Below are 26,300 nucleotides of genomic sequence, written 5' to 3'. Positions count from 1 at the left end.
CGGAATTTGCACACCTCTTAACACCCCGCTCTCCGCACCTCTTTCGAAACAAGACTTACGTTTTCTGTTTCTTCTTTTTAGCTGCCGGGAATAATACATTGTTTAATATTAACCTGTACCCGGGCGAGTTGGGGTGCAGCTTAAGATCGGTTGGCGGGTCGCCTACGGCGTGCTGGTAATCTTCCGGGTCATGGCCGCCATAAAAAGTCCATTGGCCTTTGCCAAATTCGCCGTGTATATAGCGGGCTTCGTTGGCGGTTTTCATTTCGCCCATTATGGTAACACCGGGCTTTAACTTGCTTTTGTTATAAGCGGTTGTAAGGCCCATAAACCCTTTTATCACTTTATCATGATCTTGTGTAAGCATACTGGGCACCACATCCCACTTAGCCGAGAAATCAAACAGGGTGAAAAAGTCGCGGCTGCGTTCTACCTGCCGCACCGGCGTAACATCAATATTGCTAAACTGGTGCGATGTTGGGTTTTGATCAAGCGTGAAATTCTGAAAAGCGAAAGTTTGTGTAAAGTCAAGTTTTGATTGCGCATCCGGGTCGGCAGGGTCACCATCAAACATGCTTTCTACAATATCGGTATTGGAAGCTGCCAGGGCAATATCAAAGGTATCGGTACCGCTGCACATAGCAAACAGGAAACCGCCCCCGGCGCAAAAATCGCGAATGTGCTGCGCCACCGCCAGTTTCATTTGCGAAACTTTTTTAAAGCCCAATTTAGTGGCCATAGCTTGCTGGCCTTTTACATCATCAATATACCATTGCGTATAACGGTAAGCGTAAAATTTGCTGAACTGCCCTGTAAAATCCTCGTGGTGCATGTGCAGCCAATCGTATTTTGGCAGGTCGCCACGTATCACTTCCTCATCGTAAATAACATCATAAGGGATCTCGGCATATTTTAAAACCAGGGTAACGGCATCATCCCAGGGTAGTTTATTTTTGGGCGAATACACTGCCATTTTAGGCGCCTTCTCCAGTTTAACAATATCCATATTAACAGAAGGATCGCTTACCTCATTAATTATTTCGTTTACCTTGGCATCGGGCAAAACCTGATAGCTAACCCCACGGATCTTGCACTCATCCTCCAGCTTTTTATCGTACTTCATCATAAAGCTACCGCCACGATAGTTGAGCAGCCAGTCTACCGTTTCACCGTTCTTCAATGTCCAAAAAGCAATGCCGTATGATTTTAGATGGTCCTTCTGTTCGTCATCCATGGGGATGAGAATCGATGCTGCTCTTGTGAGGAGAGGTAGAAGCAGAAGTATAAAAACTAAAAGGTGTCTTTTTAAAATATTCATTGGATGCTACCAAATGTAACGATTAATTGGAAATGGTATTATATCGCAACAAATAGCCATATGATATTTTTGCGTTAGGGATGGCCGCGGATACCGGCCTGTGGTTAAGGCCTGTGCAATATGAGCATACAGCCCGACCGAAGGCAATGCCCAAAAGGTTAAAAACGTGAGGAACGTTGAATACCCTACACTCTATATTATAAAAGTGACAAACATCTAACCACCAATCTCTAATCACCACTTTCCCCTTTCGCCTCAATTTATTACCTTTGCCACCTGTTTAAAAATTAAAACAATGAGCAAAGCAATTATTAAAACCGAAAAAGGTGACATGACCGTTCAATTTTACGATAAAGATGCACCTAATACTGTAGCTAACTTTTTAAACTTGGCTAAAACAGGTTTTTACGATAACGTAACGTTTCACCGTGTTATCCCTAATTTTGTGGTACAAGGTGGCGATCCAACAGGTACAGGTGCAGGTGGTTCCGGTACACGTATCGACTGCGAACTAACCGGCGAAAACCAATACCACGATCGTGGTGTACTTTCAATGGCACATGCGGGCCGTAACACAGGTAGCTCACAATTTTTTATCTGCCACAGCCGCGATAATACCGCGCATTTAGACCGTAATCATACCGTATTTGGTAAGGTTGTTGAAAATGTTGACGTGGTTGATGATATACGCCAGGGCGATAAAATTTTAGGAATAGAGATAATAGAAGAATAATATATGAATTTACAGGGAATTGTTGCGGTATCGGGCAAACCGGGTTTATGGCGTGCACTTGCGCAAAACAAAACCGGTTATGTTTTAGAAAGCCTTGATGCGCAAAAAACTAAACTGATAGCAAACTTATCTACCGCTAAATTGGCCGCCTTGAACGAGATAACCATTTTCGGACTTGAGGATGATATTAAACTAACCGACGTATTTGGCCGCATGAAAGATGCCGCAAGCGTACCGGCTGTTAAGGATGACGGCAAAAAACTTCGCGAGTTTTTCTACACCGTTGCTGCCGATCACGATGAGGAGAAAGTTTATTCATCAGATATTAAAAAGATAATCAGCTGGTTTCATATCCTAAAGGATATGCCTTTGTTTAGCGAAGAAGCCCCTGCGGCCCCTGTTGCAGATGAAGCGCCTGCTGCCGAACCTGAAAAAGAAGAAGCGCCTGTTGCCGAAGCCCCAAAAGCAAAAGCAAAAAAAGCACCTGCTAAAAAAGCGTAAGCAATTCTGCTGATAATATTAAAGCCCCGGTAGGTTATCTATCGGGGCTTTGTTTGTTATTCTGTATCGGTAAATGCATCGCCCCCAATAAAGATGATGGAGCTTGATGGGTGCGCGGGGGAACCCTCGGCACCAATGGCGAATGATTTTTTTACCACTTTGTTACCGTATGTTAGTTCGATAGTATTGCCGTATATGCGGTAGGTACCTGCATTGCTGGTTTTTTTCCAGGCTTTTGCACTGGCTGTTGTGATGCCGCCATTTGCGCCTTCGGTAAAATGTGTGGCATCTACAAAGGTTAATTTTTTTATGACAAGCGCATTGGTGCCGTTGCCATAATCGCCGCCGCTTACCTTTTCGTAGGCTTGCTTTAGTTTGATAGCGGGCGAATAAGCGTAGGCCGGGAACCAGTTACCAGAGTTTAGTTGGTAATCGTATGTTTTCCCTTTGTTATTTGTAAGGTAAAAAGTTGAACCGGTTTTGCGCCACTTGCCCCAGGCGAGCGGTCGGGAGCTTTTAGATGCCTGTACATTGAGCAGCTCAAGCGGTTCATCGCCCACCTCAAAATATTCGCCATTTTTAAATAGTACTACAGGTTCAAAAGATATGGCAGCGGGGTAGCCGCTAACAGCCCTGAAATACCAGCCGGCAACTGCCGGAGCGGCATAGTTTGTTTTATGCTTAACAAGGCCATTTTTTGCTTGTACTGAAAATGATGTAACGCTTAAGCTAATAAAAATGGCTGCCAGTAAAAAGCCTTTTACTACATGTTTAACTTTCATACTATTATTGGTGTTGGTTAATGCATTTATTAACTGTTGAATAATAGGTTTGGTTTGGATAAACTTTTTAAGTAATCCTGATAAAAAAACAAGATCACTGATTATGTATGTCAGTGTGAGCTTGTCGAGAACTTATGCGCTTTGCTAATGGTTCTACAGGCTCACCATGACACTGGCAGTGATAGATTACGCATCTATCGCATCATAAACAATAACCTTTTCCCAGAGGTGGCTATGGTTTTTGATGAATTCCTGGTGAATGGGATGAGTTTGATACGCCGCTTGACCGGCCAAATCTGCGAAGAACATTACTTCGGATACGCCCCAGCTGTTATCAACCACATCGCGTTTTTCGGTGCTGGCTACAATGCCTACATGCAGTTCTTTTACGGTTTCTATTTTACCAAGCGATTTTACGCCGGCTACCAGTTTATCACGATCTTCTTTCGAACCGGGGTTTTTTAACCAAAAAAGCGCGTGGTGTACAATTGGATATCTATTTATCATAGTAGTAGGTTTTACGATTGATGGCATTGCCGATGCAACCATGGTGCCTGCGGCAACGGTAGCTGCGGTTGCTATAAATTTACGTCGGTTGGTTGTGTTCATAGGGTTTGATTCTTTTATATGCTAATTTTATAATTTTAAAAATAATTAAAAGAATAACAATGGCACCAACTACAATAATTGATTTTTGATTTGGATTTACACATGGAGGGCAGTATGTACCTTTTAAACAAGGCTCACAAAGTGGTTTTGTAACTAACAGGAAATAATGAATAAATGCTGTAACAGCTAAAATTAATAGAACTAAAAAAGCAATTTTCCCTTTCATGGTTAATTTATCTAACAATCCGGCTGCTCACATTTCTCATTGCTAAATTCGGGCTCAAAAGTGCTGTGGCTGATGGACAAATGTTCCAGCCGGTGCCGCAGATCATGTTTAATATCATCAAACTGGGCGATGTTTTCGGGCTTTACAACAAGGTGGGCAGTAAGGGCATTTTCGGTAGTGCTTAGGGCCCAAACGTGCATGTGGTGAATATCTACCACGCCATCAGCTTTCATCAGTTCGGCCTTTATTTTTTTAAGGTCCATCTCTTTTGGTACGCCGTCCATCTCCAGTCGCAGGCTATCTTTAAGCAAGTTCCAGGTGCCGGTTAATATTACTATACCTATGATGATACTTACTGCGCTGTCTATCCATACCAAATGCGTAAAGTAAATGATGATACCCGATATTACCACGCCCAACGATACAATGGCATCAACCGCCATATGCAGATAAGCGCCTTTTACGTTAAGGTCGCTGTCTTTATCTTTAACAAATAGCCATGCTGTAAACCCGTTAATGGCAATACCCGCGAATGCCACCCAGGCAACCGTACCACCGGCAATAGGCTCGGGGTGCATAAAACGCATTATGGCTTCGTAAACAATAAAGCCCACCGCTACAATCAATATCATGGCGTTAAAAAACGACACGATAATGGTTGAACGTTTATAACCGTAAGTATAATCTTTATTTGATTTTGCCTTGGCCAGTTTAAAGGCCAGTAAGGCGAGTGCTAAAGAGGCAACATCGCTCAGGTTATGCCCGGCATCGGTTAGTAAGGATAACGATCCGCTGATCAACCCGGCTATCACTTCAATAATAACAAAAGCAGAGTTGAGCACTATACCCCATATAAAGGCACTGTTCAGATGGTCTATCTTTGGGGCATGATCGTGGTGATGATGGGAGTGGTCGTGACTGTGCATATTAATTAATCTGCAAATATGCAGATATGCAAATGTGCAAATAAATTACATTATTGGGAATGAAGGGGTGGGCAAATCTCTCTATAGTATTGTCATTTATGATGAGAAACGTAAGTTAACCATCATGTCGAATTTATTTCGGCATTTCTTATGCTAAGTGTGCGCTAAACATTGGCCCGCTCATTCGCCGCGGAAGGCTTTTACGTTTTTCGTTGTTGTTTGTTTTTTTAAGGTACTCAAGAGGGCTTCGCCGTATTGCTTGATCAAAAAGTAACAAAAAATCAAGTCGGCAAAAAGGCTTCTTTGCCGCACAGGGCCTTTGCCCTGCAAACCGGGCAGAACCACGGGCTGGAATCTTTTGCCCCACTTCGCTCGCTCCTGCCCCTCGCTTCTGCAAAATTTCCTATGCCCCTGCCACGCACAAGCCCACCATGTTCTGCCCGCTTTCGCCCGAAGCTGCTTTGCCGACGGGGAAGAAAAGAAAGAATCCTGTAAATCACCGTCATCTCTTTTTAACTTGTCATCCTGAGCGATAGCGAAGGATCTATTAGCGAACTTTGCATATCCGATTTGCATGTCGGCGATTAGATGCTTCACTATCGTTCAGCATGACAAAAAAGTACTTCTGCGTTAGGGATAGGAGCGGATACCGGCCTTGCGCCTAAAGCCTGTGCGCGTATGAGCGCAAAGCCCGGGCCGTAGGCAACGCCATCATCCTCATTTGCATATTTGCACATCTGAAATCTGCACATCTGGGCTATTGGTGATGATACGGTTCGCCTTTAATAATGCTGTACGCCCGGTATAATTGCTCTACAAAAAACAGGCGTACCATTTGGTGCGAAAAGGTCATGCGGCTTAAGGATATTTTATCGTTGGCACGCTGATAAACAGATTGGTCGAACCCGTAGGGGCCGCCAACAACAAAAATGAGGTTAGCTGATGACGATACCGAACGCTTATTGATGTAATTGGCAAACTGTACCGAAGTAAACTCCATACCGTTTTCGTCGAGCAGTATTACGTGGTCCTGCACCGTTATTTTTTTGAGGATCAGCTCGGCTTCTTTGGCTTTTTGCTGGTCTTCGGTTAGGGCTTTGGTGTTTTTTAACTCGGGGAGATCCACCATTTCCAGCTTGGTATAGTGCTTTAGGCGCTTTACATATTTTTCAATGCCATCTTTTAAATAGGCATCCTCGGTTTTGCCAACGGTAATAAACGTAATTTTCATTTAAGCTTGTAACTATTAAAGTAGAAATGTGCTCTTATTGTTGTAACATTGAAGCTGCAAAAATACCTTTTAAAACCTGTGGAACAAGCCATAATAAACAACTACACCGAGGCTGCCGCGCTGGCGAAGCAAGAGGCAAATAAATATAAAGAACTGGCCAATACGTATTCGCTATTAAGGCTGGGCATTTTCGGGTTAATGATCTTCTCGGTATACCTTACCATTGTGCAGGACAATTTTACCATAATGGCTATTGCTTTTGTAGCATTGCTGGCCGGGTTTGCCTGGCTGGTATCCCGCCAGGGCGAGTACGAGCGTCAACGAGATTATTACCTGGATCTGGAACGCATCAACCTTAACGAGATTAACAGCCTGCAAAGCAATACAAACTTGTACAGCAACGGGCAACAGTACAGCAACGAGAAGCATTTTTACAGTTCTGATCTGGATATATTCGGTAACGCGTCGCTGTTTCAATTAATCAACCGCGCGGCAACATCAACCGGGAATAATAAACTGGCAGCGTGGCTAAATGCACCATCAGATAAGCCAACTGTTTTATTACGACAGGAAGCAGTTAAAGAAATCGCCATAAAAAACGAATGGAAAAAGGAATTACAAACCCTGCTTTTATTTAGCAACGATGGAGATGTTAACCGCCTGAATAGCTTATTTAAATACCTGCACCTGCCGCTAAACCTTAGCGGCGAAAAGTGGCTGGGTAAATACGCTAAAGTTGCGCCTTATATATTAGTTGCGGTTATTGTTGCTGCCCTTTTTTTCCCAATAGCTAAAAGCCTGGCCACATTAATTGGGCTGGTAAATATGGGGATTGTGTTTTCTAAGGCCACTTATATTAAAAAGGCCGATATGATAGCCGATAAAATTGGGAAGATGCTGGGCAACTATGCCGGTGTTTTCAACAAGATAGAAACGCAGGAATGGGGCGCTGCTTATACCAATACTCTGGCCAAAAAATTAAAGGACGATAAAACATCCGAAAAGATAAAAGAACTATCCGAACTGATAAATAAGCTTAACTACCACCTTAATGTGATAGTCGGCGTTATTCTTAATGTATTTTTATTGTGGGATATCAGGCAGATCATAGCCATTGAGAACTGGAAGCGCAACAACTGCGAAAACCTGGAAGAAGCCTTCGATGTAATTGCCGAGTTTGAAGCGCTGATAAGTATTGCTGTGCCTGCCATAAATTATCCGGAATGGGTTTATCCTGTTATTGCCGATACCGAAGGTTATACGGTTTCGGCCAAAAACATTGCCCATCCGCTCATCCGTAGCGATAAAAGGGTTGATAATGATTACGACCTAAAGGATGCTTATAACATCGACATTATAACCGGCTCTAACATGGCCGGTAAAAGTACCTTTTTGCGCACTATAGGCATTAACGCCGTTTTAGCTTTAAGCGGGGCGCCGGTATGTGCTTCGGCAATGGAGGTTTCGGTTATTACGATAGTAAGTTATATGCGGATAAAAGATTCGCTGAACGAAAGTACATCAACCTTTAAAGCCGAACTTGACCGCCTGCAAATGCTGCTGGCGGCTGTTGAGCACGAGCACCGCGTTTTCTTTTTGATAGATGAGATGCTGCGCGGAACCAACTCCATGGATAAATACCTGGGCAGTAAAGCGGTTATTGAGCAACTCATCAGTAAAAAAGGGGTAGGTATGGTAGCCACACACGATCTGCAGATTGCCCGATTGGAAGACAAGTACCCCGATTACGTACGCAATTACTATTTTGATATACAGGTGCAAAACGGCGAAATGCTGTTCGACTATAAAATAAAATATGGCGAGTGCAAAACCTTCAACGCATCGTTACTGCTTAAGCAAATAGGTATAAATGTGGGAGAGGAATAACCGGTAAAAACGCAGCCCGCAAAATGCCGATACTCATTCCTCAGAAGAATACATTTACCGACAATTTGTATCCATTCACCTAAAAACCCTGTTAAAAAGCCCGGTTTAGGTACATTTTTGTGGTGTTAAAACTAAACATCATGACAACTTTACTCACACTACCTGTACTAAACGCTATTGTTGCAATAGTAACAAAAGTCATTATTGCTATCAGCCTGTTAGGCCATTTGATCTTTTAAAATTCAACATTAATAATTATCGGTTAGAGCTAAAATCTAATTGAATTTTAATGTGATTTTAACCTTAGCCAGGTGATAATTAAACAAATACACTGCATATTTACATTATGGCAAACCAACCTATTATTACGGTAAAAAATCTGGTTAAAAACTACGGCGATTTTGCGGCGGTAAAAGGCATTAGCTTTGAAGTTTACGAGGGCGAGATCTTCGGATTGCTTGGCCCTAACGGGGCGGGCAAAACTACCACGCTGGAAGTTATAGAAACGCTGCGCGAAAAAACATCGGGCGAAATTATGGTTGATGGCTTTAATATAGAAACAGATGCCGATAGCATAAAAAAGCGTATTGGTGTGCAGTTACAGGCGGCGGGATACTATCCTAACCTTAATCTGTCTGAATTGATAGTGCTGTTCTCCGGCTTATATGGTGTTAACAAAACTCCGATGGAGATGCTGGAAAAGGTAGCCTTAACTGACAAAGCTAAAGCAAAATACAAAGACCTGTCGGGCGGACAAAAGCAGCGTTTTTCTATTGCCACTACTTTAATAAACAACCCCCGTATAATTTTTTTGGATGAACCTACAACCGGCCTTGACCCACAAGCCCGCCGTAACCTGTGGGATTTGATCCGCGAGATCCGTAACGCAGGCACTACCGTAGTTATTACCACCCACTATATGGACGAGGCCGAAGTATTATGCGACCGTGTAGCTTTTGTTGACGGCGGCCATATTATCGGTATAGATACCCCCGACCATTTTATTGACCAGCTGGTAGCAACCGGTTTTGAACGCGAAAAACAAACAAAAGGCGCAAACCTGGAAGACGTATTTATTAACCTTACCGGTAAGGAGTGGAGGGAGAGTTAGGAGGAGTTGGCAGTTGCCTGTGGGCAGTTGGCAGTTTTGCAATACCAATGAACTAATGAGCTATTGAACCAATGAACTATTCAAACCCATGAACCCAAAATATAGTAATACCCGTGCCACACTGGCCATTGCCAAAGCAAGTTTCCGGTCTATTTTACGCAGCCCCTCGGCGGTGGTGTTTAGTTTGGCTTTCCCGCTGATATTTATTTTGGTATTTGCCAATATTGGCGGCGGGGGTATGTCTATTAGCGTAGGTGTAACCAAAGGCTGCGATACGCTTAATCCCGTTTACAAGGCTTTACAGAAAAATACTATTGTACATCTCATTAAAGATCAAACCGCCGACGAGATGAACAAGAATTTGGCAAAGGGGAGTATAGATGCAACTATTGATCTAAAACCTTTTGTACCTATGAAGCCGATAGATATGAGCGTACAATACAGCCATGCGTCGGGCGATAAAGGAGCCGTATTAAAATCAGCATTGAATAATATATTCTATCGGTTACAGTCAGAGCAGTTAAGCAGGATAAAAGCTTATTCGGGCATTAAAATACCAGATGCTGTCAACCTTAAAGAAACTGTTGTTACAGGTCGCGAGTATAAGTACATTGATTTTATATTACCCGGTCAGCTTGGTTTTTCGCTGCTGAGCAGCGGGGTATTTGGAACAGCATTTGTTTTTATAAGCCTGAGGTTAACGCTGGTTATTAAACGCTTTTTTGCCACCCCGGTTAAAAGGTACAGTATCGTTTTGGGCGAAACCCTTGCCCGTATTGTGTTTTCGTTACTCGGCGCGCTGTTTATTATCATGATAGGGCATTACGCATTTGGTTTCACACTGATACACGGTGTGGTCACGGTGCTGAATATGCTTGTGCTCTGCGCAATAGGGCTTATCATATTTATGGGCTTTGGCTTTACCATATCCGGCATAGCCAAAAATGAAAGTACCGTACCACCGCTATCTAATATTATTACACTGCCACAGTTTTTACTGTCGGGCACCTTCTTCTCGGTAACAGCATTCCCTACCTGGCTGCAGCATGTAAGCAATGTATTACCATTAACACATTTGAACAATGCTATGCGCAAGGTAGCTTTTGAAGGCGCAGGCCTGGGCGATGTTACGCACCAGCTATTTATACTGCTACTTTGGGGAATAGGAGTTTATGCGGTAGCCGTGAAAACGTTTAAATGGGAGTAGGAGGCAGAGAGGCAAGATTTTAGAGTTAAGAAACAAGACAAAAGATATTAGAGACGCGATATTCGCGTCTTTTTTTGTTTACTATGCTTAACACTAAATTAACATTAGCCATAATTCTTAACATATTGATAATATTAACACTTGTGTGCTTAACACGCAGGTAACAATCAGGAAATACATTTGCATTAAAATAATATTAATCAAATGTTAAAGAATATTACGTACTTAACCTCATTAATTGTTGTGTTAACAATATGTTCATCAAAAGTTAACGCGCAGGATTCAAAAACCGGTACCTGGGGAATTGTTACCGTCGTTATGCCGGGCGATTCTGTACACAAATGGGGAGGTTATACCGAGTTCCAGGCACGTACAAATGGTGCTGGTTTTAGTCAGTTTCAATACTACGAGGCCAAAGCCGGTGTAAGCTATGATATTGATAAAAATTTTATCGCCTTGCTGGGTACGGGCACCTATCATACCTATGATTACTTTGACGTAGATAAAGGCCCGCTTACCAATGAGTTTCGCGTTTGGGAGCAAATGACCATTAATCAGTTTTTAACCCCATTTAAGTTTGAACACCGTTACCGTGTGGAGCAACGTTGGGTTAATGGCGATTATCGTAACCGCTTCCGTTACAGGCTAAATATGTTTGTACCTTTAAATAATACCAGGATAGTAGCTAAAACATGGTTCCTGTCTGTTTTTGATGAGGTGTTCTTTAACAATAAAGCTCCTAACTTTGAACGTAACCGGATATCGGCATCATTAGGTTACCAGTTTGATAAAAAATGGATAGTACAGGCAGGTTGGATAAATCAGCGTAATTACACTACAACTACTAGTAGTGCCAAAAACAATATGATGTTAACACTAATGTATCGTATAAATCGCAAAAACGGTGTGGAACACGAGCGCTTACCAACCACAAATGATTAATAATCATAACAAATACAAAATTTCAATTGCGATTTGTTGAATTTGCGCTTAACTTAGCCGACCAAATTAGTATAGTATATCACTCAAAATTCGACAAATAAACTATGAGTTTAATAATTGATGTTCATGCGCGCCAGATACTTGATTCGCGTGGCAATCCTACAATTGAAGTAGACGTAATTACAGAAAATGGCGTGCTTGGCCGTGCTGCGGTACCTTCTGGTGCTTCAACAGGTGTGCATGAAGCTGTTGAGCTTCGCGACGATGATAAAGCAGTATACATGGGTAAAGGTGTGCTAAAAGCCGTTGCCAATGTAAACGAAAAAATTGCCGCCGAATTAAAAGGTGTTGATGTATTTGAGCAAAATGCAATTGATGCCATCATGATCGCGCTTGATGGATCAGAAAATAAAGGAAATTTGGGTGCTAATGCTATTTTGGGTGTTTCTTTAGCAGTTGCTAAAGCTGCAGCGCAAGAAAGCCGCCAGCCGTTGTATCGTTATATTGGTGGTGTTAATGCTAACATCCTGCCTATCCCAATGATGAATATTGTTAATGGTGGTTCTCACTCTGATGCGCCTATCGCGTTCCAGGAGTTTATGATTATGCCGGTTGGCGCTTCATCTTTCTCTGAAGCTTTGCGTTGGGGAACAGAAGTATTCCATAACCTGAAAAAGATATTACATGACAGGGGCCTTTCTACCGCAGTTGGTGACGAAGGTGGTTTTGCACCAACCTTTGAAGGTACCGAAGATGGTGTTGAAACCATTTTAAAAGCGATAGAAAAAGCAGGTTACAAACCAGGTGTGGATATCTGCCTTGCGTTTGACTGTGCTGCTTCTGAATTTTACAAAGACGGTAAATACGACTATACAAAATTTGAAGGCGATAAAGGGGCTATCCGCACCAGTGCAGAACAGGCAGATTACCTTGCCGAATTAGCTGCTAAATACCCTATCATTTCTATTGAAGATGGTATGGCGGAGGATGATTGGGCTGGCTGGAAATTATTAACCGAAAAAATTGGTGATAAAGTGCAGTTGGTGGGTGATGATTTGTTTGTAACAAACGTTAAGCGTTTACAACAAGGTATTGATAACGATACTGCAAACTCTATACTTGTAAAAGTAAATCAGATAGGTTCGTTAACTGAAACTATTAACGCGGTTAGCCTGGCACAAACTAACGGTTACACATCTGTAATGAGCCATCGTAGCGGCGAAACCGAAGATGTTACCATTGCCGATTTAGCAGTAGCATTAAACTGCGGCCAGATTAAAACCGGTTCTGCATCACGATCTGACAGGATAGCTAAATACAACCAGTTATTACGTATCGAAGAAGAACTGGGTGCAGCAGCACGTTTCATCGGTAAAGATTTTAAATACTACAACAAGAAATAAGCGAAAGCTGAATCTGAAATATAGAAAGGCCGGTCAAGTTAATTGACCGGCCTTTTCATTAGAGTAGCGGCTAAAAAGTTTTATTGTAAGATTTTTGTTTTTTAAAACAGATCTTCTGAAACATCAAAATACATACCACTAGCATAATATACCGTGGCAGTAACAAATGCTACCCCTCCGTTTACAGGAGCGCTCCATGTACCGCTAAAATGCTTTAAATAACGGGGCACTCCATCAATTAAATAATAAACGCCGCTAACGTTCCCATAATCGTCTCCTTCAAAATAGTATACTACTCCGCCATAGGTATAGGATCCTAAAGCTACAGCCGATTGTTTTACTGAATTTTGTAAACTAACATCTTTTTGCTTCGCTTTAAAATCTACAGAAGCTACAGAATAACTAACGCTGAAAGTAAATAACAGCGCTGTAATAATTAGAATTGTTTTTTTCTTCATTGCTTTAAGGTTTAATGGTTAATTATTTATTAATGTATACGGCGTTATAAATAAAAAGTTTCGTATAAATAAAAAAGCCCCTCTTCAATTAGAAGGGGGCTTGCTTTATTTTAAATTACTGGCTATTAACGTCCGCCTGTTGGTGCTGCACCACCACCGTTTTGGTCGCCGCCTTGTATTTGGTCATCGTTATTAACACCTTTCTTTTTCTTCTGTTGCGGGTTGCTGAAGTTTATTTTACCAAAGCTATAACTAAATGTTATACCGAATGACTGGAAAGGGAACTGTGTATGGGATCTCTGGGTGAAACCAGGGCTTGATATATTTTGGTTGAATGCTTTGTTAACCGCAAATGGCTGTACGGTATTGAAACCGATTGATGCCTTTTTATCAAGGAATTGTTTTTTAACACCAAAGGCATAAATTCCGAATGACGGGCTGCTACCTTGTATGGTACGGCGTGGTGAGTTAATAAACCCGAAAGCTTCAAATATAAAGTTTTTAGGGAATGTGTATTGCGCGCTGCCAAACATGGTGTATTGTAAGCGGGTTTTAAGCGCATCCTCATTTACCGATCCAACGTACATATCATAAACTGTTGGGTTATACGTAAAGGCATTTACGCTACCGCGGATGGTTAATGGTTTAATTGGATTTACTGATCCAAAAAAGCTTGCACCCCACGAGTTATTTAACGCTACGTTGTTTTGTATGGTACGTGTACCAATTACAGTTTCGCCGTCTACAATCTCAGAAATAGGTTCTGCTATACCTTCTATCAAATCGTTAGTTCTTTTGTAGTAAACCGAAAAATTCAATACAGAAGACTTAATAAAGGTATTGTAATTCAGTTCAACAGTTTGTGATACCTCAGGTGCCAAATTCGGGTTACCTACCGATTGCGACTGGATGTTGGTCCTGTTAATGAATGGGTTTAACACCTGCAGGCTTGGCCTTTGGATACGTTTGCTATATGACAGCTTAAAGGTATTTGAGCCAAATACCTTTTGTATGGTTAAGCTTGGTACATAAGTGTTGTAGCTTGCCGTAAAAGGCTTTAATTCCTGTTGGTTATCGCTACTTGCGTATGGTGTTTCAGGGTCGCCTGTTATTTGGGTGTTCTCATACCTGAAACCGGCCAACACCGAATAGTTTTTTGGTAGTGTAATAGTAAACACACTATATCCCGCATATACATTCTGATTATAGTTATACAGGTTTGAATTTAGGGGATCTACTATAGCATTGTTGCCAACAGAATCTACCGAATATATCGTATAATCACTGTTTATCCGTCTTTGTATGGTTTTGCCACCGGCTTCCAATTTTAATGTTTTGCTGATAGGCAAGGTGTAATCAGCCTGTATGGTGTATTCGTTATTTTTACCATTATTAATGCCTTTTTGGCTGGGTTGCGGGGCTGCTTTGCCAGTAAGTGGTTTAGCTTGAAATAAGCTCAAATAATCTGTTTTGATGATACTATGGCTCCACTGGCCCGATACGGTTATCTCGTGGCCTTCTTTTTTAAACTTATGGGTATAATCAAGATTCCAGTCAAAACCGCTGAATTTATTTTTTGAAGCGCTATTGCCAAAGTATTCAATGCTTTTGGCCGGATTAGCAAAATTCTCTATACTATAGTTCCCGCCTCCATTTGTATTAAAACCGCCATCGTTTAAGGCCAGGGTACTGTTAATGCTATTAAAGCCATTAAACTCATAACCCGCGGTTAATGTACCTCTTGCACCATGTCGTTTGGTTTCACTAGCGGTATTATTATGGTTACGCTGGTTTACGGCGCCTGAATTTATAGTTTGATCGAAATCAGTCGTCATAGTTTGCGGCCAGGTAAGGTTACCACCTAAGTTGGCAGAAAAATTAAAACGGTTTTTGTTGTAGTTTAAATTCATATTACCATTGTTTTGACGGGTACCTACACCACCGCTAACAGAACCGCTTATGCCCGAAGCATTTTTAGTTTTGGTAATGATGTTGATGATACCGGCCGAACCTTCCGCATCATATTTTGCCGATGGAGATGTTACAACCTCAATGCTTTTGATCTGATCGGCAGGGATGGTTTTTAATACATCGCTTAAGCTTGCAGATGTAGCGCCGGATGGTTTACCATTTATCAAAACCCTAACGTTCCCATCACCACGGATAGCTACGTTACCATTCATATCTACCGATACCAACGGAACTTTCTGTAACACATCTGTAGCATTACCACCTGCTGCTGTAAGGTCCTTTTCGGCATTGTAAACGATCTTATCAATCTTGTTTTCGATAAGCGCTTGCTGACCAACAACCTGTACCTCTTTTAGTGTTTTTGCACTTGGTGCAATCACTAACTGGCCCATGTTGTTATCCGGTTTTGAGGCGGTAGTTTCAATAGGGTCGAAGGTTTTAGTGGGATAACCAATAAAAGATATGGTGATCTTGTATTTACCGGCCCGGACATTATCCAGTTTAAAGTTTCCTTTTTCGTCGGTAAGCACACCGTTTATAGGTGTTTTCGCGCCGCTTTTAAACAAGCTGATGGTAGCATAATCAACCGGTTTTTTGGTAAGTGAATCAACCACAGTACCAGAGATCTTCCCCACAATGCCCGAACCGCCACCGCCGACCCCAAACTGGGCTTTGGCTGATATTGAAGCACATATAACTATTATAAGTAAAAGTATTCGTTTCATATTAGAACTATTTTTAGAGCGTTTTAGGTAATTGGAGGCGAAAATGCCCAAAATGTTACAGGCACATATCGCTTTTGTGTAAATTATGTGTAAAGTAATGTATATGTTACACTAAGGTGCAACAAAAAGCCCCTGTAAGCTTGCTGTTCTGTTAGGAGACGGGCAATGTACAGGGGCTTTGGTATCTATATTAGATAACTATGTTAACAATGCGGCCTTTTACTACAATTACCTTTTTAGGTGTTTTACCATCCAGGTATTTTTGCACATCTGGGTTGGCTAAAATGGCAGCTTCTATGTCGGCCACTTCCATTGCTAATGATAAGCTAACATTGGTTTTCATTTTACCATTAAAGGATACAGGGTAACTAAATTCATCCTCAACCAAATAGGCCGGGTTAAATTTTGGATAAGCAGCTGTTGATATAGTACCTGCATCGTTGCCAAGCAACACCCAAAGTTCCTCGCAAATATGCGGGGCGTAGGGGGCAAGTACAATTACCAGTTCATGCAGTATAGCGCGCTTGTTACATTTAAGATCGGTTAGTTCATTAACGGCTATCATAAAGCTGGATACAGATGTATTGAACGAGAAACGCTCAATATCCTCTTCCACCTTACGGATGATCTTATGCAGCGATTTTAACTCGGCTTTAGTAGGCGCTTCGTTTGTTACGTTAAAATTCCAGTCGGCATCATGGAATAACCTCCAAAATTTACGCAGAAACTTAAACACACCCTCAATACCGTTTGTATTCCACGGTTTGCTTTGCTCCAGCGGGCCTAAGAACATCTCGTACATACGCAGCGTATCGGCACCGTAACGTTGTGTTAAATCATCAGGGTTTACAACGTTGTAATAACGTTTCGACATTTTTTCAATCTCGACACCGCAGATGTATTTTCCGTTCTCCAGTATAAATTCAGCGTCAGCAAACTCAGGTCTCCATATTTTGAATTTATTTAGGTTTAGCACTTCATTCTCTACAATATTTACATCAACATGCAGTGGGGATGTTTTGTGATTTTTAATCAAACCATGAGAAACAAAAGTGTTTGTTCCCTTGCCCATGTCATCAATCAACCGGTAAACGAAATTACTTCTACCTTGTATCATCCCCTGGTTGATCAGTTTTTTGAAAGGCTCTTCTTCAACCACTTTGCCTATATCCTTCAAGAATTTATTCCAGAAACGGCTGTATAGCAAGTGTCCGGTAGCATGTTCGCTGCCACCAATGTACAAGTCAACATCTTTCCAGTATTCTATCGCTTCGCGAGATGCAAATTCCTTATCGTTATGGGCATCCATATAACGGTACCAGTACCAGCTGCTACCCGCCCAACCAGGCATAGTGCTTAGTTCGTACGCATAACCAGCCCCTTCTTGATTCTTGTCTCTTGATTCTTGACTCTTGTAGCTCCAATCCGTAGCTCTGCCCAATGGAGGTTCACCGGTTTCGGTTGGCAGATATTTATCAATTTCGGGTAGTAGTAAAGGCAAGTGTTCTTCCCCAATTAAATAAGGTAAACCGCCTTTAAAGTATACAGGTACAGGTTCGCCCCAGTAACGCTGACGGCCAAAAATAGCATCGCGCATCCTGAAGTTCACCTTAGCTTTACCTAAGCCTAAAGCTTCTAATTTGGCAACCACAGCAGCGGTCGCTTCTTTATAGCCCAAGCCGTTCATAAAATCGGAGTTGATGTATTTACCTTCCTTGGTTGGGTCGGCCTCTACTTCAATATTTTGTATATCGATGATAGGTATTATCGGCAACTTAAAATGCTTAGCGAACAAATAATCGCGCTGATCGCCTGATGGTACAGCCATAACAGCCCCGGTACCATATCCCGCCAAAACGTAGTCGGCTATCCAAACCGGTATTTTATCGCCATTAAGCGGATTGGTTACATAACTGCCCGTAAACGCCCCTGATACAGTTTTTGTATCGGCCATACGGTCAAGCTCGCTTTTCTTTTTGGTTTGTGCAATGTAGGCATCAATATCAGCTTTTTGCTCCGGCGTGGTTAGGCTTGCTACCAATTCATGCTCGGGCGCTATCACCAAAAAACTCACACCAAAAATGGTATCAACACGGGTGGTGAATACTTCTATGTAGGAAGCAGAGTTTGAAGTGCGGGGAGCGGAAGATCCTGAATCCTCGCTCTTCGCTCCCTCCAACGGGAACCTTACAGATGCGCCTACACTTTTACCGATCCAGTTACGCTGCATTTCTTTCAAAGGCTCGGGCCAGTCAATAGTGTCCAGACCTTCTAATAAACGCTGGGCATAGGCGGTAATGCGCATACTCCACTGCATCATTTTCTTTTGCTCAACGGGGTAACCACCACGCTCGCTAAAGCCATCTTTTACTTCATCGTTAGCCAATACGGTACCCAATGCGGCGCACCAGTTAACAGTGCTTTCGCGCAGGTAGGTTAGGCGATATTTTAATAGTTCGGCTTGTTGCTCCTGCTCATTCATCGCCCTCCACTCATAGGCGGTAAAGCTTAAAATTTCCTCATCGCAAACGGCATTTATACCAGCCGAGCCTTTGGTTTCAAAATGCTCAACCAGTTTGGCAATGCTTTCGGCTTTATCGGCATCTTTATTATACCAGCTGTTAAACAGTTGTATGAAGATCCATTGTGTCCATTTATAATAATCGGGCGAGCTGGTGCGCACCTCCCTGTCCCAATCAAACGAGAAGCCTATCTGATCAAGCTGGCGGCGGTAAGTAGCAATATTTTCTTCAGTAGTAACCGATGGGTGCTGCCCGGTTTGTATAGCATATTGCTCGGCAGGTAAACCAAAGCTATCGTAACCCATTGGGTGCAATACATTAAAACCTTTTAAGCGCTTGTAACGTGCAAAAATATCAGAGGCTATATAACCCAGCGGGTGCCCAACATGCAACCCTGCACCCGATGGATAAGGGAACATATCCAGCACATAGTATTTTGGTTTGTTGGTTTTGTTTTCGGCCCTAAAGGTTTTGTTATCAGCCCAAAATTGCTGCCACTTCTGCTCTATATCTTTAAATTGATAGTCCATTTGCTTATTTACCGTATGAGGTTGCGAAAATAGTAAAAACTGCTTTAACATCCGCGTTTACAAGGGTAGTTTTCAATAAAGTCTATATATTATATAGGTTAACATTAAAGTTGGCAAGCTATTTTTTAACCCTTATTTTCGGCAAATGTTGTTGGTATTTACGATGCTATAACAACCTCAAATTTAACCAATGACAAACAAGTTTAAAGATAAAGACATGCAGGCGATAATAGGGTGGGTGCTGCGTGCCGGTGTTTTTGTATCTATGCTTGTGGTTTTTATAGGGGGTGTTATTTACTTGTACCGCCATGGACAAACCATTACAAATTATCACGAATTTAAAGGGGTACCCGATTTTGTGCACAGCCCTGCCGGTATCATTAATGGCATATTAACTTTAAGGGGGCGTGCCATTATACAGGCAGGCATTGTTTTGTTGATAGCTACGCCAATAGTAAGGGTAGTTTTTAGCGCCGTTGGGTTTATTATAGAAAAAGACTACTTGTATACCGGCATTACTTTTATTGTTTTACTAATTATTGTTATCAGCGCATTTAGCGGCCACGCAGGTTAATTTTTTAAAACCATTTTTGGTTTAAACAGGTATACAAGGTATACAACTTATGCGCAGGCGGGCAGTACAATCATCGGCTTTACAAAGCATTGGCTACGATGCTGAAAAACACATTCTTGAACTGGAGTTTAAGGAAGATGGCAGTGTTTGGCAATATTTTAAATTTAAGCCAGCGGCCTATAAAAAATTTGTTAACAGCGCATCATTAGGCAACTTTTTTGTAACCCGCATAAAAGGCAAATATCCCGAAGAAAAAGTGCAGTGATTTTTTTATCAGTAATATTAATTAGCACCATTCATACGCTTTTGTTCGTCTTCGCTGCCTGTTCTGTGGCGGGCGGCCCCTTTTACAGTCGTTTTGCCAAATCGATAGCTAAAGCTTAACGTTACCACGCGGTACTCCCTGCGGTCAACCGTATAGCGGTCAAGATTTTGGTATTTGGTAGATGAACGGTCGCGGTTGGTGTTAAAAATATCATTAGCAACCAGGCTCAGTTTCCCCTGCTTATTCCATAGCTGCATACTTACTCCCGCTTCAGTATAGTAATTTGCTTTAAACTGGTTGATGCCGTAAAGGGTGGGCGTTTCATAATGGCCTCCAATCTCGGCCCCTAATACACTTGTTATCGTAAAACTTTGAACGGTATTAACAATCAAATCACCTGTGCTTCTGTCAAAGTCGCCATACTGCGGGTCGGCTATATAGCGCTGGTAGGAGGCGTCAACATCATAACTACTGGTCCACCAGTTGGTAAATTTAATGGGTGCGGTAATATTTAAGCCAATAGTATGTACCCGCCCAAGGTTTACATCGGTATTCAGGATAACCTTGGTAGCGTCGTTTTGTGCATAAAAAGGGAACGATGCCCCTGTAGCTAATACGGCATAAAGTTTTGTGCTTATTTCCTGGTTGTAGGTGTGCGTTAAGCTAAGGGTATTTGCATACACCGGCCTTAAGTAAGCGTTACCCGCCTGGTAGTTATAAAGATCGATAAAGTAAAGGAATGGATTAAGCTTATCATATATTGGCCGTGATACACCCCGCGTAAACGTTAACGCATAGTCATTCTTATCATTATAATGATAGTTTAACAATATGGTTGGGAAGAGGTTGAAATAGCTTCGTTTGGTATTATTGTCGCGGGTAACCGAGTTGCCATCAGAGCTGGTGTATTCGCCCCGCACACCTGCGTTTAAATCCAGTTTGCCAAATTTGCCACTATAGTTTACATAACCTGCACCAATGCGCTCGGTATAAATGAAATAATTACTAAAGGTAGTATCTATGGTATATACGTTACCCACTTTTGGCCCAAAAATTAGGTTGTTATCTGTTTTAGTGCTGCTGAATTTTAAACCTGCTTCAAATTTTGCGCCTTTTGATAGCGGGGTACTATAATCTAACAATGCCGAAAAGTTGCGCATTTTTGTAGGCGAAAGATTTTCTAAAAGCAGAGGGGCGCGGTAAACATTGCCTGTTCCATCAAAAAAGTTATTGGTAATGTACTCGTCAGAGTGGCGTTTATTAGTAGTATAGGTTACGTTTGCCGATAGCGTGCGACCGCTACTATCCAGTTTACCCGAGTAATTTAAATTATAACTAAAGTTGTGGATATCCCTGTCAAGATCTGAGTGCGCTTTAATAGTAGAGTCTTTTACGCTCCGGTTGTAAATAGTTAAGGTGTTATCTTTCTGATAATCGGTGCCGTTTAAATTGCCGCTTACCAAAAAGCCTATAGTTTGCCCGGGCGATGGAAAGAAATCGGTACCTAATCTGAAATTGTTCGTAAGGTTGTCATACACACTCCTATACATGGTGTTATAGTTGCTTTGCACGCCCTGGTAGGTTATTTTCCGGTCGGTATCAAAGTTTTTAAAAGTTTTGTATGCCGATAAATTGTAGCTGCCAAAAATATTATAATGATCGGTGCGGTTGTTGAATGCTATACCGGTATTAGCCTTGTAGTATTTACCGTACCCTGCAGATGCCGTGTAGGTTCCGTTTGTGCCAACATTTTTGCCTTTTTTCATTACGATGTTAACTATACCGCCCGCCGCAGCATCATACTTAGGTGAGCCGCCGGTTATAATTTCCATGCGATCAACATTGCTCCCCTGCGTGCTTTTAAGTAATGCGGCAAGATCTGCACCCGAAAGGTTGGTAACTTTACCATCTATCAGTATCAATGCCCCCTGCCTGCCACTAACGCTAATGTTATCGCCGTTATCAACCCGCACACCCGGCGATTGTCTTAAAATATCGAGCACTGATTGGCCGTCGGCAATAATACTGGCTGCTGGGTTAATGATAGTTTTGCCGGGCCTTACTTCAACATAAGGTGTTTTGGCAACAATAGACACTTCTTTTAACTCGTTGTTTATAGCCGTTAACTGGATATTAGGGATAATAATCGTTTGACCCGTTTTAACGGTATGGGCAGGGGAATAAGCTTTTTTGTAACCAAGCCTGGTTGCTAAAATGGTATAAGCACCGGCAGGTACATTTAAAAATTGATACGCACCTTTATAATTAACCAGTGCAGACATAACCACAGAGGAGTCGGGCAGGTTTAATAAAACAACGGTGGCAGCCTCGGCAGCCTGGTTATTTTGTATTAAAACATTACCCCGTATTATTGAAGAGCCCGTTTGGGCGTAACAAAAACTAAATAAACTTGTAAGGAAAGCTATAAAAAAGCATCCAAATTTAACCCTCATTAATATACCTCGTAGAAATTCTCTATAGTGTTCCCTTTAAAAAAGTTAATATAACAACAATATTACAACTGGTAAAATCTATTGGCGCTTTTTACGCATTATACTATTAAATGTTGCTTTAAGTTTATTGCTATAAAAAGTGAAATCCTTTCTATTTTATTAATTTCGCCAAACGGACTTATATTTATACCATGAAGAAAATATACTTTATAGCATTTGTTTTATTATTGGCCGCACAGCTTAAGGCGCAAGATCAGCCTGCTAACTATGCAGTAGTTGCTAATAAATTTAAACAGTTTTATAATAACAACCAGCCGGATAGCATCTTTAATATGTTTAGTGCCGAAATGAAGGCCAGCTTACCGCTTGATAAGTTTAAACCTACTACAATACAGCTAAAATCGCAGTTGGGTGCGTTAAATAAAACAGATTTTTTAAAGTATAACCAACCCTTAGCGGTTTATAAGGCAACGTTTGACAAGGCCGTTTTTCTGCTGAACATATCGCTTAACAACCAGAACAAAATAATCGGACTGTTATTAAGCCCTTATGCAGAAGAGGCAAAAACAATAGCACTTGACGCATCATTAAAAGAATCGCCAATTTTACTGAAAACACTTTCGGGATCTATATCCGGTACGTTAACCACACCTGCAAATGCCACCGGTAAAATACCTGTTGTATTAATAATACCAGGTTCGGGCCCAACCGATAGGGACGGTAACAGCGCTAAACTGGGTTTAAATGGTAACACCTACAAAATGCTGGCGAATGATTTGGGTAAAAATGGCATTGCTACTTTAAGGTACGATAAACGCCTGGTAGGCCAAAGCGTTAGCACTACCAAAGAAAAAGAGCTGCGTTTTGAAGATTATGTTGATGATGCCATTGGATTAATAAACCTGTTAAGCGAAGATCAGCGTTTTTCAAAAGTTATTGTTTTAGGCCATAGCGAAGGCGCGCTTGTAGGGGTATTAGCCATCCGAGATCAACCGGCTAATGCTTATATTTCTGTTGCCGGCGCAGGCAGGCAGGCAGATTTAATAGTTACCGAGCAAATGAAATCTCAGCCGAAATACATTGCCGATAATTTTAAAACTATGCTGGATAGCTTGCGTAAGGGTAAGTTTACGGATAATATCGACCCCAAACTATATCCAATCGCCCGTCCCGATATTCAGCCCTATTTAATGTCGTGGTTTAGGTACGTGCCAACAAGAGAGATAAAGAAGGCTAAGATACCTGTGCTGATACTTCAAGGTACAACAGATATTCAGGTGCCTGTTACAGAAGCCGAACTATTGAAGAAAGCAAAATCTGAGGCTACGCTTACGATTATCCCCGGCATGAACCACATATTGAAAGAAGCGCCTGCAGATAAGGAACAAAACGCTGCCACCTACAGTAAACCAGACCTGCCCCTAAAGCCTGAGCTGGTAACCAGCATAGTGAACTTTGTAAAGGGATTGAAATAATGTGCAAATGTGCGGATATGCAGATGTGCAAATGAAATCATCTGCATATCTGCACATTTGAAATCTGCACATCCTCTAAGATTTCCAGGCGCCCAGCAATCTTCTTAACAGGATAATTTCTGCGGTATGATATGCATTATGATCTGCTATTTGAAGTGCCTCGCGTAGTATGCTTTGCCCATCGCCATGCGGAATGTTTTCATAGATATCGCCGCTTTTTAACAGCGCTATAAATTCGTCCCTGTCGGCATTGATCTGTTCAATTGTTTTATTCCAGGCGGTATCATCTGCCGGGCTGCTTTCTTTTGGCCAGTAATCATTTGGCCAGTTAGGCGATTGATGGCTGCCATCCTTGCTAAATTCCAGCATGTCCCACTGTGCAATACGGATATGCTCGGCCAGTTGCCATATACTATAAGGTAGGTTATTGGGTTTAACACCCCTTAAATTTGCCGGTAATCCATCAAGGGCATCCTCTAAGGTAGCGTGTGCGCCGCCGCCGGTAAGCAGTTTTATTAATTCGTTTATTAGTAGTTGGTGCTGTTGATCCATAATTATGTTTCTTATTTAACAAAATAGATACACGTTTGATTTATATGGCTCAAAAGTTTTAAGTTTATGCACCAAAGCAAAACTGTACCATAGTGATCAAAAAAATACTATTACTTGCCCTTTACGTGGCCGCATTTACGGCCTGTAAAAAGGATGGAGAATCGAGCCAGGAACTATCTTTAAAAGACGATGTTGCCTTTACAGCCTATGAAGGCCATTTTTTAGATGAATTGTGGAAGTATAACCCGGATTGGGCAACAACTGTAGGCTATCATAAGTATGACAGTGTTTTGCTGATACCCAATGCTAAAACCAGGGAGCAGCTAATTAAGTTTGCCAAAGTGCAGATGGATTCGTTGAGCCGTTACGAGGTTAACAGCCTTAATGATGCCAATAAGATGGACCATCGCATGATGCAAAACCAAATGGAAAGCCTGCAATGGTATAATGAACAACTAAAATCGTACGAGTGGGATCCATCGTCATATAACGTAATAGGCACATTTGCCACTATCCTTAACGAGCCTTATGCCTCGCTTGCCAAGCGCCTGCGCAGTTTTTATCAAAAAATGGCAAACATCCCGCTCTATTATAAGGAAGCGGAAAAGCAATTAAAAAACCCCGTTGCCGAACTTACCGGGCTTGCTATTGACCAGCACCTGGGTGGTGTAAGTGTTTTTGAAACCGACTTTGCCGATTCATTAAAAGAAACAAATATCCCCGCCGCCGAAAAAAAATTAATGCTTGATCGCGCAAAATTATCGGCAGATGCTATTAAAGGCTTTGCCACCTATTTAAAAGGGCTAAAAAATGATAAGCCGCGCAGCTTTAGGTTGGGTAAGCAGCTTTACGAAAGTAAATTTAAGTTTGATATACAAGCCGAGGCTACGGCTCAGCAAACTTACAACTCGGCGGTAGAGCGTAAAAAATACGTACATCGCGAAATGGCAAAATTAAGCAGGCAGCTTTGGCCAAAATATTTTGGCACGCAGCCTATACCAAAAGATTCGCTTGAATTTATTGGTAAGTTGATAGATACATTATCGAGTAAACACGTTGCCCCGGGCGATTTTCAATCGGCCATTGAAAAAGAAATTCCAAAGTTAACCGCATTCATTAAAAGCAAAGACCTGCTCACACTTGATCCGTCAAAACCTTTGGTAGTACGTAAAGAGCCCGGCTATATGGCCGGTGTTGCAGGTGCATCTATAAGTTCGCCTGGGCCGTACGATAAAGAAGGCAACACCTATTATAATGTAGGCAGCCTGTCGGGTTGGTCGCCCGAGAAAGCAGAGAGCTATTTACGCGAATACAACAATTACACGCTACAGATACTGTGTATCCACGAAGCCATCCCCGGTCATTACACGCAATTGGTGTATGCTAACCAGTCGCCAAGTTTAATAAAGTCAGTTTTGGGTAACGGCGCCATGGTTGAAGGCTGGGCGGTGTTCAGCGAGCAGGAGATGATGGATGCCGGTTTTGGCGATAATGCACCCGAGATGCGCCTGATGTGGTACAAATGGCATCTGCGTTCGGTTTGTAACACCATATTAGATTATAGTGTACACGCAAGTAACATGACGAAAGAACAAGCCATTAAGATGCTTACTAAAGAAGCCTTTCAACAACAAACAGAAGCCGACAATAAATGGAAACGGGTAAGTGTAAGCAGCGTACAACTTACCAGCTACTATACCGGCTATAAAGAAATAAATGCCCTGCACGAAGAGTGGAAGAAAAAACAAGCTGATAAGTATAAGCTTAAACAGTTCAATGAGAAGTTTTTGAGTTATGGCAGTGCGCCCGTTAAGTTTATAAAAGAGGCCATGTTTGCCATACCCAAGATAGATACTAAACACTAATTAGATATGGGCAGGTATGCAAAAACTGGGGTGA

At 41.9% G+C, this 26,300-nt stretch carries 24 protein-coding genes; 11 read left to right on the top strand and 13 right to left on the bottom strand.

Features of this window, described 5'->3' with window-relative positions; all coding sequences use genetic code 11:
• Nucleotides 1-55: 55 nt before the first annotated feature.
• Nucleotides 56-1,234 (bottom strand): asparagine synthetase B, encoded by a 1,179-nt coding sequence (locus tag NPE20_RS09515; RefSeq protein WP_256538384.1) that lies wholly within the window; start codon nt 1,232-1,234, stop codon nt 56-58.
• A gap of 379 nt (nt 1,235-1,613) precedes the next feature.
• Between NPE20_RS09515 and NPE20_RS09510 the strand changes: the two genes are divergently transcribed.
• Together NPE20_RS09510 and NPE20_RS09505 are read left to right on the top strand one after the other, a co-directional pair.
• Entirely contained in the window at nt 1,614-2,051 is a 438-nt protein-coding gene (locus tag NPE20_RS09510) for a peptidylprolyl isomerase (RefSeq protein ID WP_256538383.1), read from the top strand.
• Between the two features lie 3 nt (nt 2,052-2,054).
• Nucleotides 2,055-2,552: a DUF5606 family protein gene (locus NPE20_RS09505; protein ID WP_256538382.1), complete on the top strand. Its 498-nt coding sequence runs from the start codon at nt 2,055-2,057 to the stop codon at nt 2,550-2,552.
• A gap of 56 nt (nt 2,553-2,608) precedes the next feature.
• Here NPE20_RS09505 and NPE20_RS09500 read toward each other — a convergent pair whose 3' ends face one another.
• From NPE20_RS09500 to rlmH, 7 genes are all read right to left on the bottom strand, one after another.
• A complete protein-coding gene (locus tag NPE20_RS09500) occupies nt 2,609-3,334 on the bottom strand; it encodes a hypothetical protein (protein ID WP_256538381.1) in 726 nt (241 codons plus the stop codon).
• Nucleotides 3,335-3,520: 186 nt separating this feature from the next.
• Nucleotides 3,521-3,943 carry a Dabb family protein gene (locus tag NPE20_RS09495; protein WP_256538380.1) on the bottom strand — a complete coding sequence of 141 codons (423 nt, stop codon included), beginning with the start codon at nt 3,941-3,943 and terminating at the stop codon, nt 3,521-3,523.
• Entirely contained in the window at nt 3,921-4,169 is a 249-nt protein-coding gene (locus NPE20_RS09490) for a hypothetical protein (RefSeq protein ID WP_256538379.1), read from the bottom strand. Before NPE20_RS09490 ends, NPE20_RS09495 begins: the two co-directional genes overlap by 23 nt.
• Nucleotides 4,170-4,180: 11 nt before the next feature.
• Nucleotides 4,181-5,095, bottom strand: a complete 915-nt coding sequence (locus NPE20_RS09485) for a cation diffusion facilitator family transporter (RefSeq protein ID WP_256538378.1) — start codon at nt 5,093-5,095, stop codon at nt 4,181-4,183.
• A gap of 180 nt (nt 5,096-5,275) precedes the next feature.
• A complete protein-coding gene (locus NPE20_RS09480; protein ID WP_256538377.1) occupies nt 5,276-5,671 on the bottom strand; it encodes a hypothetical protein in 396 nt (131 codons plus the stop codon).
• 20 nt (nt 5,672-5,691) lie between these two features.
• A complete protein-coding gene (locus tag NPE20_RS09475; RefSeq protein WP_256538376.1) occupies nt 5,692-5,847 on the bottom strand; it encodes a hypothetical protein in 156 nt (51 codons plus the stop codon).
• A gap of 5 nt (nt 5,848-5,852) precedes the next feature.
• Nucleotides 5,853-6,326 carry a 23S rRNA (pseudouridine(1915)-N(3))-methyltransferase RlmH gene (gene rlmH, locus NPE20_RS09470; RefSeq protein ID WP_256538375.1) on the bottom strand — a complete coding sequence of 158 codons (474 nt, stop codon included), beginning with the start codon at nt 6,324-6,326 and terminating at the stop codon, nt 5,853-5,855.
• Between the two features lie 78 nt (nt 6,327-6,404).
• Between rlmH and NPE20_RS09465 the strand changes: the two genes are divergently transcribed.
• The 5 genes from NPE20_RS09465 (at nt 6,405) to eno (ending at nt 12,876) form a co-directional block, all read left to right on the top strand.
• Nucleotides 6,405-8,213: a MutS-related protein gene (locus tag NPE20_RS09465; protein WP_256538374.1), complete on the top strand. Its 1,809-nt coding sequence runs from the start codon at nt 6,405-6,407 to the stop codon at nt 8,211-8,213.
• A 346-nt stretch (nt 8,214-8,559) separates the two neighbouring features.
• A complete protein-coding gene (locus tag NPE20_RS09460; RefSeq protein ID WP_256538373.1) occupies nt 8,560-9,324 on the top strand; it encodes an ABC transporter ATP-binding protein in 765 nt (254 codons plus the stop codon).
• A gap of 88 nt (nt 9,325-9,412) precedes the next feature.
• Nucleotides 9,413-10,531, top strand: a complete 1,119-nt coding sequence (locus NPE20_RS09455) for an ABC transporter permease (RefSeq protein ID WP_256538372.1) — start codon at nt 9,413-9,415, stop codon at nt 10,529-10,531.
• Between the two features lie 204 nt (nt 10,532-10,735).
• On the top strand, nt 10,736-11,473 hold the full coding sequence (locus tag NPE20_RS09450) for a DUF2490 domain-containing protein (RefSeq protein WP_256538371.1): 738 nt from the start codon (nt 10,736-10,738) through the stop codon (nt 11,471-11,473).
• A gap of 104 nt (nt 11,474-11,577) precedes the next feature.
• Nucleotides 11,578-12,876, top strand: coding sequence for a phosphopyruvate hydratase (eno, locus tag NPE20_RS09445; protein ID WP_256538370.1), 1,299 nt, complete (start codon nt 11,578-11,580; stop codon nt 12,874-12,876).
• Between the two features lie 101 nt (nt 12,877-12,977).
• On the opposite strand, the gene NPE20_RS09440 is transcribed toward eno, so the two are convergent.
• The 3 genes from NPE20_RS09440 to leuS all read right to left on the bottom strand — a co-directional run bounded on the left by NPE20_RS09440 (nt 12,978) and on the right by leuS (nt 19,082).
• On the bottom strand, nt 12,978-13,334 hold the full coding sequence (locus tag NPE20_RS09440) for a hypothetical protein (protein WP_256538369.1): 357 nt from the start codon (nt 13,332-13,334) through the stop codon (nt 12,978-12,980).
• Nucleotides 13,335-13,459: 125 nt separating this feature from the next.
• Nucleotides 13,460-16,030, bottom strand: coding sequence for a TonB-dependent receptor (locus NPE20_RS09435; protein WP_256538368.1), 2,571 nt, complete (start codon nt 16,028-16,030; stop codon nt 13,460-13,462).
• Nucleotides 16,031-16,220: 190 nt separating this feature from the next.
• Entirely contained in the window at nt 16,221-19,082 is a 2,862-nt protein-coding gene (gene leuS / locus NPE20_RS09430) for a leucine--tRNA ligase (protein WP_256538367.1), read from the bottom strand.
• Nucleotides 19,083-19,272: 190 nt separating this feature from the next.
• Between leuS and NPE20_RS09425 the strand changes: the two genes are divergently transcribed.
• Complete coding sequence (locus tag NPE20_RS09425) at nt 19,273-19,656, top strand: DUF1634 domain-containing protein (RefSeq protein WP_256538366.1); 384 nt, start codon at nt 19,273-19,275, stop codon at nt 19,654-19,656.
• 49 nt (nt 19,657-19,705) lie between these two features.
• On the top strand, nt 19,706-19,921 hold the full coding sequence (locus NPE20_RS09420) for a KTSC domain-containing protein (protein WP_256538365.1): 216 nt from the start codon (nt 19,706-19,708) through the stop codon (nt 19,919-19,921).
• A gap of 17 nt (nt 19,922-19,938) precedes the next feature.
• On the opposite strand, the gene NPE20_RS09415 is transcribed toward NPE20_RS09420, so the two are convergent.
• A complete protein-coding gene (locus NPE20_RS09415) occupies nt 19,939-22,374 on the bottom strand; it encodes an outer membrane beta-barrel protein (protein ID WP_256538364.1) in 2,436 nt (811 codons plus the stop codon).
• Between the two features lie 191 nt (nt 22,375-22,565).
• Between NPE20_RS09415 and NPE20_RS09410 the strand changes: the two genes are divergently transcribed.
• Nucleotides 22,566-23,849, top strand: coding sequence for an alpha/beta fold hydrolase (locus NPE20_RS09410; protein ID WP_256538363.1), 1,284 nt, complete (start codon nt 22,566-22,568; stop codon nt 23,847-23,849).
• Between the two features lie 75 nt (nt 23,850-23,924).
• Here NPE20_RS09410 and NPE20_RS09405 read toward each other — a convergent pair whose 3' ends face one another.
• Complete coding sequence (locus NPE20_RS09405; RefSeq protein WP_256538362.1) at nt 23,925-24,401, bottom strand: DinB family protein; 477 nt, start codon at nt 24,399-24,401, stop codon at nt 23,925-23,927.
• Between the two features lie 92 nt (nt 24,402-24,493).
• Here NPE20_RS09405 and NPE20_RS09400 point away from each other — a divergent pair, with 92 nt between their 5' ends.
• A complete protein-coding gene (locus NPE20_RS09400) occupies nt 24,494-26,266 on the top strand; it encodes a DUF885 domain-containing protein (protein WP_256538361.1) in 1,773 nt (590 codons plus the stop codon).
• The last annotated feature ends 34 nt before the right edge of the window (nt 26,267-26,300 follow it).

It is taken from the genome of Mucilaginibacter aquariorum (genome assembly GCF_024498135.1).
GTDB lineage: Bacteria > Bacteroidota > Bacteroidia > Sphingobacteriales > Sphingobacteriaceae > Mucilaginibacter > Mucilaginibacter aquariorum.
This window is presented reverse-complemented; position numbering and strand designations above follow the sequence as displayed.

Excerpts from the sequence above, each read along its gene's own strand:
- NPE20_RS09425 (WP_256538366.1), top strand. The coding sequence starts at position 19,273 with ATGACAAACAAGTTTAAAGATAAAGACATGCAGGCGATAATAGGGTGG.
- leuS (WP_256538367.1), bottom strand. The coding sequence starts at position 19,082 with ATGGACTATCAATTTAAAGATATAGAGCAGAAGTGGCAGCAATTTTGG.
- NPE20_RS09410 (WP_256538363.1), top strand. The coding sequence starts at position 22,566 with ATGAAGAAAATATACTTTATAGCATTTGTTTTATTATTGGCCGCACAG.
- NPE20_RS09510 (WP_256538383.1), top strand. The coding sequence starts at position 1,614 with ATGAGCAAAGCAATTATTAAAACCGAAAAAGGTGACATGACCGTTCAA.
- NPE20_RS09485 (WP_256538378.1), bottom strand. The coding sequence starts at position 5,095 with ATGCACAGTCACGACCACTCCCATCATCACCACGATCATGCCCCAAAG.
- NPE20_RS09505 (WP_256538382.1), top strand. The coding sequence starts at position 2,055 with ATGAATTTACAGGGAATTGTTGCGGTATCGGGCAAACCGGGTTTATGG.
- eno (WP_256538370.1), top strand. The coding sequence starts at position 11,578 with ATGAGTTTAATAATTGATGTTCATGCGCGCCAGATACTTGATTCGCGT.
- NPE20_RS09440 (WP_256538369.1), bottom strand. The coding sequence starts at position 13,334 with ATGAAGAAAAAAACAATTCTAATTATTACAGCGCTGTTATTTACTTTC.
- NPE20_RS09495 (WP_256538380.1), bottom strand. The coding sequence starts at position 3,943 with ATGAACACAACCAACCGACGTAAATTTATAGCAACCGCAGCTACCGTT.
- NPE20_RS09415 (WP_256538364.1), bottom strand. The coding sequence starts at position 22,374 with ATGAGGGTTAAATTTGGATGCTTTTTTATAGCTTTCCTTACAAGTTTA.
- NPE20_RS09455 (WP_256538372.1), top strand. The coding sequence starts at position 9,413 with ATGAACCCAAAATATAGTAATACCCGTGCCACACTGGCCATTGCCAAA.
- NPE20_RS09500 (WP_256538381.1), bottom strand. The coding sequence starts at position 3,334 with ATGAAAGTTAAACATGTAGTAAAAGGCTTTTTACTGGCAGCCATTTTT.
- NPE20_RS09490 (WP_256538379.1), bottom strand. The coding sequence starts at position 4,169 with ATGAAAGGGAAAATTGCTTTTTTAGTTCTATTAATTTTAGCTGTTACA.
- rlmH (WP_256538375.1), bottom strand. The coding sequence starts at position 6,326 with ATGAAAATTACGTTTATTACCGTTGGCAAAACCGAGGATGCCTATTTA.
- NPE20_RS09405 (WP_256538362.1), bottom strand. The coding sequence starts at position 24,401 with ATGGATCAACAGCACCAACTACTAATAAACGAATTAATAAAACTGCTT.
- NPE20_RS09515 (WP_256538384.1), bottom strand. The coding sequence starts at position 1,234 with ATGGATGACGAACAGAAGGACCATCTAAAATCATACGGCATTGCTTTT.
- NPE20_RS09435 (WP_256538368.1), bottom strand. The coding sequence starts at position 16,030 with ATGAAACGAATACTTTTACTTATAATAGTTATATGTGCTTCAATATCA.
- NPE20_RS09450 (WP_256538371.1), top strand. The coding sequence starts at position 10,736 with ATGTTAAAGAATATTACGTACTTAACCTCATTAATTGTTGTGTTAACA.
- NPE20_RS09420 (WP_256538365.1), top strand. The coding sequence starts at position 19,706 with ATGCGCAGGCGGGCAGTACAATCATCGGCTTTACAAAGCATTGGCTAC.
- NPE20_RS09475 (WP_256538376.1), bottom strand. The coding sequence starts at position 5,847 with ATGTGCAGATTTCAGATGTGCAAATATGCAAATGAGGATGATGGCGTT.
- NPE20_RS09460 (WP_256538373.1), top strand. The coding sequence starts at position 8,560 with ATGGCAAACCAACCTATTATTACGGTAAAAAATCTGGTTAAAAACTAC.
- NPE20_RS09480 (WP_256538377.1), bottom strand. The coding sequence starts at position 5,671 with ATGCAAATCGGATATGCAAAGTTCGCTAATAGATCCTTCGCTATCGCT.